Source organism: Pseudoalteromonas ruthenica (genome assembly GCF_008808095.1).
Lineage (GTDB): Bacteria > Pseudomonadota > Gammaproteobacteria > Enterobacterales > Alteromonadaceae > Pseudoalteromonas > Pseudoalteromonas ruthenica.
Map to the genome: position 1 here is coordinate 2,116,905 of NZ_CP023396.1, position 15,088 is coordinate 2,131,992.

At 48.9% G+C, this 15,088-nt stretch carries 9 protein-coding genes; 2 read left to right on the forward strand and 7 right to left on the reverse strand.

What is annotated here, in order from left to right:
• Positions 1-72 precede the first annotated feature (72 nt).
• A complete protein-coding gene (locus PRUTH_RS09930; protein WP_151173183.1) occupies positions 73-2,949 on the reverse strand; it encodes a M14 family metallopeptidase in 2,877 nt (958 codons plus the stop codon).
• 255 nt (positions 2,950-3,204) lie between these two features.
• Between PRUTH_RS09930 and PRUTH_RS09935 the strand changes: the two genes are divergently transcribed.
• Positions 3,205-4,758 carry a BCCT family transporter gene (locus PRUTH_RS09935; protein WP_151173184.1) on the forward strand — a complete coding sequence of 518 codons (1,554 nt, stop codon included), beginning with the start codon at positions 3,205-3,207 and terminating at the stop codon, positions 4,756-4,758.
• A gap of 48 nt (positions 4,759-4,806) precedes the next feature.
• Here the strand turns inward: PRUTH_RS09935 and PRUTH_RS09940 are convergent, their stop codons facing one another.
• On the reverse strand, positions 4,807-5,991 hold the full coding sequence (locus PRUTH_RS09940) for a BaiN/RdsA family NAD(P)/FAD-dependent oxidoreductase (RefSeq protein ID WP_151173739.1): 1,185 nt from the start codon (positions 5,989-5,991) through the stop codon (positions 4,807-4,809).
• Positions 5,992-6,197: 206 nt separating this feature from the next.
• On the opposite strand from PRUTH_RS09940, the gene PRUTH_RS09945 reads away from it, so the two are divergent.
• Positions 6,198-8,339 (forward strand): S8 family peptidase, encoded by a 2,142-nt coding sequence (locus tag PRUTH_RS09945; protein ID WP_151173185.1) that lies wholly within the window; start codon positions 6,198-6,200, stop codon positions 8,337-8,339.
• 62 nt (positions 8,340-8,401) lie between these two features.
• Here the strand turns inward: PRUTH_RS09945 and PRUTH_RS09950 are convergent, their stop codons facing one another.
• From PRUTH_RS09950 to prlC, 5 genes are all read right to left on the reverse strand, one after another.
• Complete coding sequence (locus PRUTH_RS09950; protein ID WP_151173186.1) at positions 8,402-8,875, reverse strand: peroxiredoxin; 474 nt, start codon at positions 8,873-8,875, stop codon at positions 8,402-8,404.
• A 25-nt stretch (positions 8,876-8,900) separates the two neighbouring features.
• Positions 8,901-10,844, reverse strand: coding sequence for a methyl-accepting chemotaxis protein (locus PRUTH_RS09955; protein ID WP_151173187.1), 1,944 nt, complete (start codon positions 10,842-10,844; stop codon positions 8,901-8,903).
• A gap of 100 nt (positions 10,845-10,944) precedes the next feature.
• Positions 10,945-11,703, reverse strand: a complete 759-nt coding sequence (locus tag PRUTH_RS09960; protein ID WP_151173188.1) for a class I SAM-dependent methyltransferase — start codon at positions 11,701-11,703, stop codon at positions 10,945-10,947.
• Positions 11,704-11,775: 72 nt separating this feature from the next.
• Positions 11,776-12,822, reverse strand: a complete 1,047-nt coding sequence (locus tag PRUTH_RS09965; RefSeq protein WP_045979654.1) for a response regulator — start codon at positions 12,820-12,822, stop codon at positions 11,776-11,778.
• A gap of 127 nt (positions 12,823-12,949) precedes the next feature.
• The gene (prlC, locus tag PRUTH_RS09970; protein WP_151173189.1) at positions 12,950-14,989 is read right to left on the reverse strand and encodes an oligopeptidase A; all 2,040 of its coding nucleotides are present in this window, start codon (positions 14,987-14,989) and stop codon (positions 12,950-12,952) included.
• Positions 14,990-15,088 lie beyond the last annotated feature (99 nt).

The following is a 15,088-nucleotide window of genomic DNA, read 5'->3' on the forward strand; positions in this document are numbered from 1 at the left end:
AACATCTGGCCCTAGTTGCAGGGCACAAAAAAGCCGAGCATAGTACTCGGCTTCGTTAAAAAACATTCCAGTTTAAAGCTGAATTACCGCGTCAGTGCCTAACCCCGGGCCGTAGACAATGGCATTGAGCAGTAACCGTGCGGTGCCTTTAGTGGCACCACGGAAGTTAGGCATATTGGCAAACATGATCACTTGGCCATTGCCCTTTTTCTCGCGCGTAAGGTAAGCGGCATTACTCATTCGCTGCGCCGCTTCAGGCCACAACAAACCACTCATACGCACGTACAAGTCCTGCCCTTGCGGTATGGTCGCCCAGCCAATCATGCGCTGCTCGACCTTACTATTTTCTTGCAGCACACCGTAGCGCACCACCGCATCAACACCTTGCTTGGCCATAAACAAAGGCACATCACCAGCTAATACGGGCAGCTGCTGATTAACCCCGTAGCTGAGCCAATGTTTTTGATCTGTGCGCCCAGCGACTATCGCCCCTGAAGGCATAAATGCAGCACTCCAATCATGCCAACGCTCAAGCTGCTCCTTGTTCAAAGGCTTCACATCGTCGCTTTTATCCCAAGGGAAACTCAATTGTGCAGAAACCTTATGGGCATTAATCAAATCAGCATTGGCGATACGCTGCTGCTTGGCTTGCCACTCGCGCATCAGCGCCAGATCATACTCATCGGCCTTATCAAAGCTCTGCTTCAACAGCGCCACTTTTGAGAAGTCTTCTGCTGTGGCTAATTGCGCAGCCGAGTTACCATTAACGATTAAGGTGCCGCCCTGCGCGACCCATTTGTCCAAAGCGCTAATGTGGCTTTTCGATAACTCACCATACCAACGACTAGGGACAATGATGACATTGTAGCCACGAAGATCGCTGTAAGAGAGCATCTCTTGGCTTAAATGGCTATGACGAATACCAAGCTCGGTATCAAGCATATGCCACATCGAGCCAATATCGCCCGGAGCAATGCCATTTTGACTAATAAAGGCTATTTTTGGTGCTTTCAATAACTTAAAGTTTTCGCCGCCAATATCGGGTAAGTCTCCTTTACCCAAACCTTGGTCTATAGCGATGGCAGACACGCCGACTTCCTTTGCCACCTTATCCAGTAAGGCGCTCAGCTCGCCGCTCTCTAGGGTGTTATCATAATTATTGACCACCACCGAGCCTCGGTTGAAGCGGGTGTCGTTAAACACGCCCGGCTTAGCCAATACGCGCACTTTTACGCCTTGCTCAAGTAAGCGCGCGGCAAACGCCACAGAGGCATCGCTGGCACCATCAACAATATAAGCAATGGCATTATCACGAGGTTGCACACCGGCTTCGCTGGGGCGCTGGTAGGTGGTGAGATCATCATCAAGGTGCTCAGGTACTTCCAATGCCGGCAGACCAAACATCATCGATACATTCCACGCGGTGGTGTCATACATAATTGAGCTGCCATCACGCAGGGTCTTTTGTCGCTCCTCCAATAGCACCGCATCATTTAATTCTGCGTCAAACTCCATGATAGTTGCCAGTAACGGCGCATCATACTGACGATTGGGGATGACAATAGCGCCCTTAGGGATGGTCGCATCACGCACCTGCCCGAGGTGGTTTTTGGCCTTGCGTACCTTAAGCTCTTCAGTGGTTGCATAATAATCGATGCCCTGCAAATCAAGGATATCCAACAGCTTGTGCAGGCGCGCGGTATTATCGGTCGGGAGAATAACAAAACTGCGCTCACCATATTTTCCGTCGGGGTCAATATGCGCTAAGCGGTTACTGACAAAGTCACGGTACATAGCTTTACTGTGCTGTTGCAGGGTCTTAAGGTTAGCCAAAGAGCTAATATATTGATGATCAACAGACTCTTTGTAACTACGCACATTGCCATTTTTTAAGCGCACGCCATCTTCTGCGGTACGTGCTTGTTCATATAGAATATGTACCGTTCCTTTGTACTCGGCATAATTGGAGTAACCCGGGTAGAGGTTTTCAAACCACTCGCCGGTGTAATAAGGCCAGTTTTTATCATCAAAGGCGCTGGCATGATCGCCCGCGAATACCTTGCTCCATTTACGCGTACTGGTGGGAATATTCACGTTCAGCGGCTCACGCGGCGGGCCCATTAAAAAGGTGTCTAAGGCACCCATTTCATGGCCATCGATCATCAGCTGCGGGAACCATTCATTAATGGCTTGTATACGACCCTTTGATTCTGGATTTACGGCAAAGTAAAAGTCGCGATTGAGATCGAAGTAATAATGGTTAGTCCGCCCAAATGGCCATGAACCGCTGTGCAGCAGTGATTGCGTGTCAAAGTTAGGCGCGGCACTGCGGCTTTCTTGCAGGCGTTTAGTAAAACGGGCGCGCCCATCGGGGTTCATTAATGGGTCGACCAGTATCACCAAATCATCTAGGAGCGATTCTATCTCTGAGTCTTGTGAGGCAAGTAATTGGTAAATAAGCGCTAAAGATGCATCCGCACCGGAAGATTCATTGCCATGGATACTGTACGCCATCCATGCCGTACCTGGAGTCGAATCAATGAGAGTATCTATTTGTGATGATGAGAGCGCGTCCGGTTCGCTGAGTTTACTAATATTCGCTTTAATTTCATCAATATTGGCCAGATTCTTTGCTGAGCTAATCATTAAATAATGCAACGGGCGCCCTTCATAACTGCGGGCGTACTCAACGATTTTTGCTTTATCACTTTGCTCGGCCCACTTATTTACCAGCTCAGTAATTTGCGCTGGCGTGGCGGTGCGCTGACCCACGTCAAAGCCAAGCACCTCATTGGCTGGGGTGATATTTGCCGCATATTGCCCTTGATGTAGCGCGGGATAGTCGCCACCGGGCACCGACGTGGGCTGCATTAGCACAGTGGCATGGGCACTGGCCGCAAACACTGCACAGCCCCATGCAGCACTTGCTAATATCCTGTTTAGCTTCATAAATTTACCTTTTTATTATGGTTTTACGTCGCCTTCACTATAGCAGCTGCAATCTAAGCCGAGCATTATTTGAGCTAAATAGCATTATGCTGCGATAACCATAACGCGAGATAGCGCAACAGCAATTGCAGCAAACATTGGCATGATGTTTCTGTGCCACGTTATAATAGGGCTATACACCATTGGTTTTTGCTACCTACCTAAGCGTGACAAAGGGCAATGAACCTTTGCTAAACGCGTAATTGGGGAAGCACAATCAATTTAACCAGCACTAAACTCAACCGCCTCGGTGTCGACGCACCTCTATTTTTACTCAGCGCCGGATTCATCATCTGCTTTTGCCTTTTTGCCCTGTTCGACCTCAAGACCCTATCGCAGTGGGTTGATGCCAGCTTTGCTTGGTCGGCTAAGTATTTTGGCTTGTACTGGCAGTTGTTGTTATTAGCCACCTTTATCATTGCCATCGCCACTGCCATGTTGCCTGCAGCCAAACAGCGTATTGGCAACTTAGCCGCCCCGGAATTTTCGTTATTCCAATGGGGAGCCATGATTATGTGCACTCTGCTCGCGGGCGGTGGCGTATTTTGGGCTGCTGGAGAGCCCATGGCTCACTTCTTATCCATGCCGCCCCAATTTAACCACGTCGCGGCGGCAACCCCAGAGGCGGTGCCCTACGCTTTGGCCCAGTCATACTTGCATTGGGGCTTTCTGGCTTGGGCCATACTCGGTAGTTTAACCACTATTATGCTGATGCATTATCACTATGATAAAGGCTTGCCTTTAGCACCACGCACTTTGCTCTACCCGGTATTTAAAGAAAAAGCCCTGAGTGGGCCCATTGCCGTTATCGCCGATGCCGTGTGTATTGTGGCTGTGGTAGCCGGTACCGTGGGGCCAATCGGCTTTTTAGGCTTACAGGTAAGCTATGGCTTGAATGCGTTATTTGCCATTCCCGATACCATGCTCACCCAAGTAAGCGTGATAGGCGTGCTCACTTTTATTTTCGTGATGTCGGCCGTCTCTGGGGTTACCAAAGGCATTCAGATACTCAGTCGTTTGAACATGTTACTTGCGCTGGTGTTACTGGCATTTATATTGGTTGCGGGAGCCACCTCATTTATTTTCACGAGCTTTTTTAGCGGCCTTATCACCCATTTAAGCCACTTTTTTGATATGGCTTTATACCGGGGCGAGGCAGGACTATTTAATGATGCCGGCTGGCTTGGTTGGTGGACAGTGTTCTTTTGGGGTTGGTTTTTAGGATACGGCCCGATGATGGCCATTTTTATCGCGCGCATTAGTCGTGGCCGCTCTATTCGCGCCATTATTATTATGCTGTGTGTCGTCGCCCCACTTATTACCATGTTCTGGTTTACCATCGTCGGTGGCACCGGGTTAAGCCTCGAACTAGAACAAGCCGATACTATTTCCAAAGCGTTTGCTGGTTTTAACCTTCCCGCAGCATTAATTGCCATCACTCAGGCCTTGCCGCTAGGCGGGTTAGTGTCTTTACTGTTTTTAATTCTAACCCTGACCTTTGTCGCCACTACGGGGGATTCGATGACCTATGTATTGTCGGTTTCGACCTCACGTTCAGAGCACCCCGCCGTGCCCATTCGAGTATTTTGGGGGATAGCTATGGGCTTGATGGGCAGTATTTTAATCATCATAGGCTCTGGCGGTATCGACAAACTGCAAGCGTTTATAGTGGTCACCGCCGTGCCGGTCTCTATTATCTTACTGCCCTCGCTGTGGGATGCGCCGCGTATTGTGTTTGCTCGGGCAAAAAATCCGCCAAACCATATGTGAGGATGAGTTCAAGGTTAGGGTGTAGCAGCGAGGCGTGAGTGAGAGTTATCAACACGCCTGCCCACAGGCCCAGCCGCAGCTCCACGCATATTGGAAATTATAGCCACCGAGCCAGCCGGTGACGTCGGTAACTTCGCCGATAAAGTAAAGCCCTGGGCTTTGCTTTGCTTCGAAGGTTTTCGAGCTAAGCTCATCGGTGTCCACTCCGCCTAGGGTCACTTCGGCGGTGCGATAACCTTCGGTGCCATTGGGCTTAATCTGCCAGCGGTGAAGGTAGTTGCCTAACTCGTTTATCTGGCTATGGCTTAACTGGTTTACATTACAATCAGCAATAGCGTTCGTCTCGTGCAACATCTCCACAAATCGCTTCGGTAAGATGGTGGCCAAGGCATTTTTTAGCGACTTCTGCGGGTTATCTTGACGCTGCTGATCTAACCATTGCTCAACACTCAGATCGGGTAAAAGGTTAATAGTCACGGCTTGGCCGGCACGCCAAAACGAGCTTATTTGTAAAATAGCGGGGCCCGACAAGCCGCGATGGGTAAAGAGTATATTTTCTCGAAACTGCGTGTTGCACTCACAGCTCACTTCACACTCCACACTAATCCCAGAGAGACCATCGAAACGGTCTTTATCGTGCTGGTGCAACGTAAAAGGCACTAAGGCCGCCATAGTCGGTAACACCTCTAAGCCGAATTGTTCAGCAATTTTATAGCCTATTGGCGTCGCGCCTAGTTTCGGCATGGTTAGGCCGCCAGATGCTACGACCAGAGATTCACACGCATAGGTTTGCGTACTGGTGGTGACCACATAGCCCCGCTGTGCTTTTTCAACACTGATGACTTCACTGCGCAGCTGCACATGAACGCCCGCCCATTGACATTCGGTCATAAGGATATCGACGATATCTTGCGCACTGTTATCGCAAAATAACTGCCCCAAGGTTTTATGGTGATATGCCAGGCCATGTCGCTCGACTAGGTCGACAAAATCATGCTGAGTGTAGCGACTGAGACAGGATTTAACGAAGTGGGGATTATTGCATAAATAGTTATGAGGACTGGCATGCTCGTTGGTAAAGTTGCAACGCCCGCCGCCGCTGATAAGAATCTTACGTCCGGGCTTTTTGCCCATGTCGACGACCACCACATTGCGCCCACGATACCCTGCTTGTGCAGCGCACATAAGCCCCGCAGCGCCAGCGCCTATAACCAGTACATCGACTTGTTGCATCACTTAAACCCACATCAACATAAAGATGCATTATAACAGCTGAATACAACTCAGCGACAGCAACTTTACCCACTTATACGGCTTGATATAACTTTTTGTACCAGTTTTATTTCAAAATATTATTTTAACAATGTTCACAGTATCTTTACGATTGTCCCCTCATTTGATCCAGATCAAATGTAAAAATTCAACAAAAGGGATACCTTATGACAACCACAAAAACCCCTCGCTCATTGAGCGTCAAGAAAACCGTTTTAGCCTTGGCAATTCCAATGGCGCTAAGCACCACTTCAGCCTTAGCAAATGATCTTCAAGAAGTTTCCGTACCAGCCCAAGCAACCATGGCGCAAACACAAGCCAAACTGCAAGGCCAATCGTCCCTAGGTACTCAATTCATCATAAAATACAAAAATGTACCTGAATTCGGTGTTAACAGCCCTGCTACAGCGGCAAATGCCAATCTTCGTGCGCAAAAGTTTGTAAACAACTTTAAGAATAAAGGCCTAGCTCGCGCTCAATACGTGCGTGAAATGGCCATGCAAGACCACCACGTTATTCGTACAGACAAAAAGTTAAGCACCCAAGAAGCTCAGCAGTTTATGCAAAGCATGGCGTCGAGCGGTGAAATCGAATACATTGAAATTGACCAAATGCTACAACCGTTTGCTACGCCGAGCGATCCACGCTACAGCGATCAGTGGCATTATTTCGAGCAAACAGCTGGTATTAACTTGCCTAGTGCATGGGATAGCGCAACAGGCGCGGGGGTCACTGTGGCCGTGCTTGATACAGGGTATCGCCCGCATGCCGATTTAGCTGCTAACCTTCTTGCTGGTTATGACATGATCTCCGACACCTTTGTTGCTAACGATGGCGGCGGTCGTGACAATGATGCACGCGATCCAGGTGATGCGATCACCGCAAACGAGTGTGGCTACACTCATGGCGCACAAGGCTCTAGTTGGCACGGTACACACGTAGCAGGAACGGTTGCAGCCGTTGCCAATAATGGTGAAGGTGTCACGGGTGTTGCTTATGACGCCAACATCGTTCCGGTTCGTGTTCTTGGTAAATGTGGTGGTTTAACGTCTGATATTGCTGATGCAATCGTATGGGCGTCTGGTGGCAGCGTATCGGGTGTGCCTGCAAACGCTAACCCAGCTGATGTTATCAACATGAGCTTAGGTGGTTCAGGCTCTTGTAGCTCAACTACGCAAAATGCGATTAACCAAGCACGCGCTAACGGCACGGCCATTGTAGTGGCAGCTGGTAACGATAACGACAACTCTGCCAACTACAACCCAGGTAACTGTAACGGCGTTATCAACGTCGCTGCGGTAGGTCGTGACGGTGGTCGTGCATACTATTCAAACTACGGCAGCAACATCGACGTAGCAGCCCCTGGTGGTGCGCAAAGCTTTGCAAACGACCCTGAAGGGATTCTTTCAACCCTAAACAGCGGTTCAACTTCACCGGGTAGCGACAACTACGCCTACTCTCAAGGCACTTCAATGGCTGCGCCGCATGTTGCCGGTGTTGCTGCCTTGATCAAAGAAGCAAAACCTGCTGCTACGCCAGATGAAATTGAAAATATTCTTAAAGCAACCACCAAGTCTTTTGGTGCAACGTGTAATAACTGCGGTACAGGTATCATCGATGCAGCAGCAGCGGTTGCCGAAGCAGGCGGCACCACGACACCCCCACCAAGTGGCAATAATGAGCTTACTCCTGGCCAAGCAGAAACAGGCCTAAGTGGTGCGCAAGGTTCTGAAACCACCTTCACAATGACCGTTCCTTCAGGTGCGTCGAACGTGACCTTCACCACCAGCGGTGGTAGCGGTGACCTCGACATGTATGTGAAAGCAGGTAGCGCCCCAACAACTTCAAGCTATGACTGTCGTCCATACGAAAGTGGTAACAACGAAGTATGTAGCATTGATAACCCTGCAGCAGGCACTTACTACGTGATGCTACGTGGTTATAGCAGCTACAACAATGCCAGCCTACTAGGAGAGCTAACTACCTCAGGTGGCAGCACTGGCGAAGGTGGCGGCGGCAGCGTTACAGACATCTCTGCAAGCTCTGGCCAATGGAAACATTACACCCTAGAAGTACCTGCAGGTATGAGCACACTAGACATTGATATGTCGGGTGGCACAGGTGACGGTGATCTTTTCGTGCGCTTTGGCTCACAACCAACAAGCAGCAGCTACGATTGCCGTCCTTATAAATCAGGAAACAATGAAAGCTGTAGTTTCAGCAACCCACAAGCAGGTACTTGGCACATTAGCATTAATGCGTACCAGACCTTCTCTGGAGTTACGCTAAACGCACAGTACAACCCGTAAACAACCCTACGAAAACACCAAGGGCCGCAATTGCGGCCCTTTTTTATGCATTCTCGCGTGTTTTACAGATTCGCCAGAACCTGCTCTGCACTTGAAACGCCAAATTGCTTGTCTTGCTCAACAAATAACTGCGTCACGACCCCATCATCAACCACCATGGCATAACGTTTCGAGCGTATGCCACCAAAACCAGCGGTGTCTTTGTCCAAGCCAATGGCTTTGGTAAAACTGGCATCACCATCAGCTAGCATGGTGATCCCCTGCGCACCTTGGTGCTCACCCCAGGCTTTCATGACAAAGGCATCATTCACCGATAAACAGATGATGCTGTCTACACCTTTGCTGCTAAACTGCGCTTGATGAGCAATAAAGCCAGGAAGGTGCTTAGCCGAGCAAGTGGGGGTAAACGCGCCTGGCACAGCAAACAGTACAACCTTTTTGCCAGCAAAAAGCTGCTCTGTGCTGGGGTTGGTCATTCCTTGCTCATCAAGGAGAGAAAAAGTGGCAGAAGGGAGCGCTTGGCCTTGGGCTATCATTATTTATTTCCTCTTTTAAACGGGGTTAAGCCGATTGATTATCAAGCCCTAGGCTAGCACGAATACTTTGCATTTGTTGCTGCAGGCTCAGGTGAATATCTTTAACCCGGGTATCCGATGCGCTAATTTGCTTTTGCATATCTTGCATGGAGCGCTCGAATTCAATCAGCATATCACGCTGGCGATGCGCGTAGTCGGTTGCTTGTGCCGCCACTTGGTTAGCATGCTCTGCGCTTTGAGAGATATCTTCGGCGTTACGCTTAAGCTCTTCGGCGTTGTCTGTTTGTGCTTGCGCTTGCGTTGCCAACTCGCCAATGTGTTGTGACACGCGCTGCGAATTAGCACTTAAACTATTGAGTTGGGCGTGAATATCGCCCAAAGAAGCTTGTGTTTGCTGCGCCAGTTTACGCACCTCATCGGCCACTACAGCAAACCCTCGGCCATGTTCACCAGCACGAGCCGACTCAATAGCAGCATTAAGCGCTAGCAAATTGGTTTGCTCGGCAATGGTATTGATCACATCCAACACCTTGGAGACATCCTCAACACCAGCGAGTAACTGATTAAGACTTTGCATGCCTTGCTCAATACGTTGCTCGGTGGTCGACGAAGCCGCTAACATAGCATCGGCGAACCCTAAGCTTTGCGCCATGGTGGTCAGCGTATGCTGGGCGTTATCAGCCACTTGGCTATTCACCTCATTGACATCATCGCCAATACGTTGCACTTCACCGAGTAAGGTTTGACTGTGCGACGCATGTGCTGAGGTTTGCTCAGCGCCACTGCGAATATGCTGCAGGTTATCGCTCATGTCACTCATAAATTCATTAATGACCCGCAGCATCTCTTGGCGCTCACGCACTTCATTGCGTTGGCGCTCTATAAGCTGGTTAAAGTAATCCGCAATTTCGCCTACTTCCGTTTCGCTATTTTTGCTTACTATGGGGTTAAGTTCGTTGCTTTCTATGAGTGTGGCGAAGCCGTCGCGCAATTGGCGCAGTGGGTTCAGCACTTGCGAGCGCTGCAACCAATATACCGCTGCGGCCAAAATAAATAGCAAACCAATGGCAATGCCAAATACCACTAAAAGGCGTTGCTTGAGAACATTCTGAGCCGCGCGCAGCTGCTGTTCAGCATCAATAACCACATCAACGACACTGCTTACCTCTGTACGCAGTTGCATTATGCCCTGCTGGTGAATTTGTCCTTGTTCAATGGTACTTTGCAAATCGCGCGGATAACGTTTTGGCCAGCTGCGGATCTCCGCTTTTATATCGCCAGCGAGGTCTTCAGGCTCAGCACCAAAGAACAACTCGTCTTCATCTACCTCACTCATCACCCCGAGGTTTTCGGTATTTTCAATCTCTGCCGCTAAAGTATTGAGCTGCTTTACTGCTTGTTCAACCGCTACCTGCTTGTCGGCGCTATAACCTTGGTACAACGCTTGAGTTGCGAGGCTTAAATCAAGGACGCTTTGGTAATAATCTCCCGCCAACTCAATGTACCTTGAGGCACTGCCGCGCTTATCTTGCGGTGCTTGTTGGGCATAATTAATTAACGAGGTTGCCGAGCCCGCCATTTGCCGAAGTGCGTTATCTAATAACGCGGTTTCATTTCCAGAGAGCTTACCCAGAGCGCGATAATCGCCGTCAATGCCACCAAGCAGTACTTGCAAACGGGTATTGAGCTGGCGCTGCAATTGCGCCGACAACGAGGGCAAGTATTGATTTTGAATGGTTTCGATACGCTGTTTGGCATCTACCAGATTTTGCGCATCTCCAGTACTTAAGTAGTCTTCGATGTCACCCGATAAGCCGATGATAATGTCATTTTTAAGAGCGCCATAGTGGGTGTTTTGTTGCTCCAAAGAGACTAAGGTTTTAGATGCCCACCAAAGTACAGCAACAAGCACCAAACTGGCTGTTGAGAGCAACAGTGCTACCAAACGAGTAAAAGTAGAAACACGCATAAAAAACCCCACCAATGCAAGTGGGGATAGCGTATTACTTATTTATGACAGTTGTATTAAAAAACACATATAGGGGTATTGAAGGCGCTACCGACTTGGTTTATTTCATGGCTGCATTCACATACACATCAAAGCGGTTTTTCTTGGTTTTTATTTGTGTGCTAGGCGTTTTATCTTCTAAAAACGGGGCGTAGTCAGGGCGCTTTACCACAACCCGTTTTGTCGCTAATGAAAGAGCCGGTGCTAATAACGCATCCGCGTCTTGATCATCCCCCACTAAGGTTTGAAATACGCGCATCTCCTTTTTTACCAAAGCCGACTTTTCTCGGTGCGGGAACATAGGATCAAGGTACACGACATCAACAGGCTGCTCACTACTGACAATGGGTAGTAACTGCTGCGACGCGCCATGCTCTAAGCGCATACGCTCACGCATCCAAGGGCCAATTTCGCTATCCATGTAAGCCCGCTCTAGGCCATCGGCAAGTAATGCAGCAACCACAGAGTGGCGTTCAAATAGAGTCACCGTGCATCCAAGCGATGCCAGCACAAAAGCGTCTCTTCCTAGCCCTGCGGTGGCATCAAGAACATGGGGAATTGCGCCTTTGTTTAGCCCCACCGCTTTGGCAATCGCTTGGCCTTTGCCGCCACCGAATTTACGACGGTGCGCAGCGCCGCCGCTGACGAAATCAACACGAATAGGCGCGAGTTTTGGCTCATCCCGTTTCACCAAAGATAAGCCGTGTTCATCGTACTGAAGATAAAAAGTGTCGTTGTCGTTATACTCTGCTAGTTGAAAACGTGTTGCTAGGGTATCAACATAGCCTTGTGCCTGCGGAATTCGGCAATAGATTTGCACAGCTCGCTCCAAGAAATCACCAAGGCGCCCATAATAACAAAAGTTCGTTATTCGCAGGGACTAAATTCCCGCCTAAAACAGCTCAACATCCGTTTGACTGCTGCACTGTTGTTCTGAAGGGGGTTGGGCGAACTGCTCAATATAATGAATTAGCTCATTGCGAATACTTTGTAACTGCGCTCCTTGAGTGGCAACCAGGCGCAATAACTCTTTTTCACCATGGGCCTCAAGCTTGTTCATTAACTGGCTTTCAAACGCCATAAACGCTTCACCAAATAATGCTGCGCAGCGCAGCGCTTGGTCACTGTTTTCCATATCCTGTAACTTCGCGTTCGTGGCCTCTAATAAATGTGGGAATAAATCTTTATAGCGCCCATACAACGCACTGTCATCAATAGGCATATTCTTTATTAATAATGACACTTTGGGGTAATTAATAATGGTGTTGTCGTCAAAATCAACGAAGCGCTCACCGTGGCGCTGTTGCAACAGTAGCTCCTGCTCTAGCGGACACTCTGCGCCATGGTTAGCAAAGAACTGATGCTCATCCTCGTGCCAAAACGCCACCACGACGTCGAGCCGCATTGGCTCAAAAAAGGCCAAAAAGTTGCGCGATAAGCTCGCTAAGTCATGAGTAGCAAACGACTGACTGACAAAGCGCATAACACGTCCCATATCTCCCGAGTCGGTCATGGCCATTTCAGCGGTACTTTGAGCGCGATTTACCTCGTGTTCTAACTCCTTAGAGCGCTGTTTGTATTGGTACAAGACATCAATACGCGCTGCCAGCTCGTCACTGGCAAAAGGTTTAATGATGTAGTCATCAGCACCGGCATTATAACCGCGAATACGTTCTTCTAAATCTGCACGACCGGATAAAAATAGTATGGGAATGCCTTGCGTAAGCTCATTATTTTTAAGTTCTTTACATACCGCATAACCATCCATTTTGGGCATTTCAACATCAAGCAAAATGATATCAGGCTGGTGCTTTTGCGCTTGACGTATGCCTTGTTCGCCGTTTTTTGCGTGGATCACCTGAGCAACCCCAGATAACGCTTCTTCCACTAGATGGTGAATCACTTTGTCATCGTCGATGGTCAGCACTATTTTCGCCATTGGCCACTCGCATACTTAGAAAAGTTACTATTAGCATAGTATGAGTGACTGATTTTGCGAGAGAAAGTGAGAGTTTTATAGGGGAGGAAAAGCAAACAGCGCCCGCAGGCGCTGTCAGTTGTATGGCTTAAGCCGCGATGCCACTGTGCCTAAGCAATGCGTCAACGGTTGGCGCACGACCACGAAAACGCTCAAATAGCACTGCGGGCTCTTCAGAGCCGCCTTTTTCCAAGATATTGGTTAAAAATGCACGACCGGTATCGCTATTAAAAATGCCCTCTTCTTCAAATTTAGAAAAGGCATCGGCCGAGAGCACTTCTGCCCACTTATAAGAATAATAACCCGCGCTGTAACCGCCGGCAAAAATATGCGCAAAACCATGCTGGAAACGGTTGAAACTCGGCGGTTGAATAACGGCCACCTGCTGGCGCACCTTATCGAGTATGAATTGAATTTCACTGCCCGCAGTGGGGTTGTAATCGGCGTGAATATGAAAATCAAATAACGAAAACTCGAGCTGGCGAACCATCTGCATAGCGGATTGGTAGTTCTTTGCCGCGAGCAGTTTTGATAGCAGCTCTTGCGGTAAGGGCTCGCCACTTTCATAGTGGCCAGAGATAAAGGCAAGTGCCTCTTTCTCATAGCACCAGTTTTCTAAGAACTGGCTTGGTAATTCCACCGCATCCCAAGCCACGCCGTTTATACCGGCAACGGCAGCGGCATCCACTTGAGTCAACATATGGTGCAGACCATGGCCAAACTCATGGAACAAGGTGACCACCTCATCGTGGGTAAACAGTGCCGGTTTATCCCCTATTGGGCGATTAAAGTTACACACTAAATAAGCGACTGGGGTTTGCAATTGCCCACCCAAGCGTACTTTTCGGCCCATGCAGTCATCCATCCAAGCGCCACCGCGCTTGTGCTCACGGGCATACAAATCAAGGTAAAAACGCCCGCGCAGCGTGTTATTGCCATCATAAATGGCGAAGAAGCGCACATCGTCATGATATGTATCGATATCTTGCTGCTCTTCAACACGCACACCAAACAGTTGCTCAACTGTTTTAAATAAACCACTGAGGACTTTATCTTCAGGGAAGTACGGGCGTAATTGTTCGTCGCTGATGGCGTACTTTTCTTGCTTTAGCTTTTCACTGTAGTAGGCATAATCCCACGCTTCGAGCTGATCAATATCGTGTTTTTCTTTGGCATAGGCACACAGCTCCTCTAGCTCTTTTTGCGCTTGTGGTCTCGACTTTTCCGCCAAGTCATTTAAGAAGCCAAACACTTGCTCAGTGGAGTCTGCCATTTTAGTGGCTAACGACATTTGCGCATAGTTTTCAAAACCCAACAACTGCGCTAATTCATGACGCAGTGCCAATTCCTCATCCATGATAGCGCTGTTGTCGTATTCACCGGCATTGGGGCCCTGATCGGACGCACGGGTCACGAACGCGGTGTAGGCCTCTTGGCGAAGTTCACGGTTATCGGCGTGGGTCATAATTGGCAGGTAAGAGGGAATATCTAATGTAAACAACCACCCTTCTAACTCTTTGCTCTGCGCTGTTTGCGCCGCCAAAGCCTTTGCTGATTCAGGTAAGCCTGCGAGTTGCTGCTCATCGGTAATATGCTTTTGCCATGCCAGTGTCGCATCCATCACATTATTACCAAACTTAGCGGCAAGTTCACTTAAGCGACTGGATATTTCGCCATAGCGTTTTTTATCACTGGCATTCAACGCGATGCCAGAGAGCTTAAAATCTCGTAAGGCATTATCAATAACTTTTTGTTGCGCCCTTGACAGCTGCGTGTATTCATCGCTTTGCGCTAAAGCAGTGTATGCATCAAACAACCCTTGGTGCTGACCCACATAGGTGCTGTATTCACTTAATTTAGGTAATACTTGGTCATACACTTCACGCAGAGCTTGAGAGTTTACCACCGAGTGCATATGCGACACGGGCGAGAACAGTCGGCTTAGCTTGTCGTCCGCTTCCTCCAGCGGCATCACTAACCCTTGCCAAGTAAAGTCTTTGCCAGCAAGCACTTGTTCAATGGTTTTCTTGCACTGCTCAATACCGTGCTCCACGGCTGGCACCACATGCTCGGGTTTGATCTTTGAAAATGGCGGTAAGCCCTCGAGGCCAATCAACGGGTTGGTCATAGTAATCTCTCATTATTCGTTTAATACCTACATTCTTGGGGCGATGATGGAAAATGCAAGTGCAGATCCACCGCCTTATTTCTGCTAAGGTATGGCAAT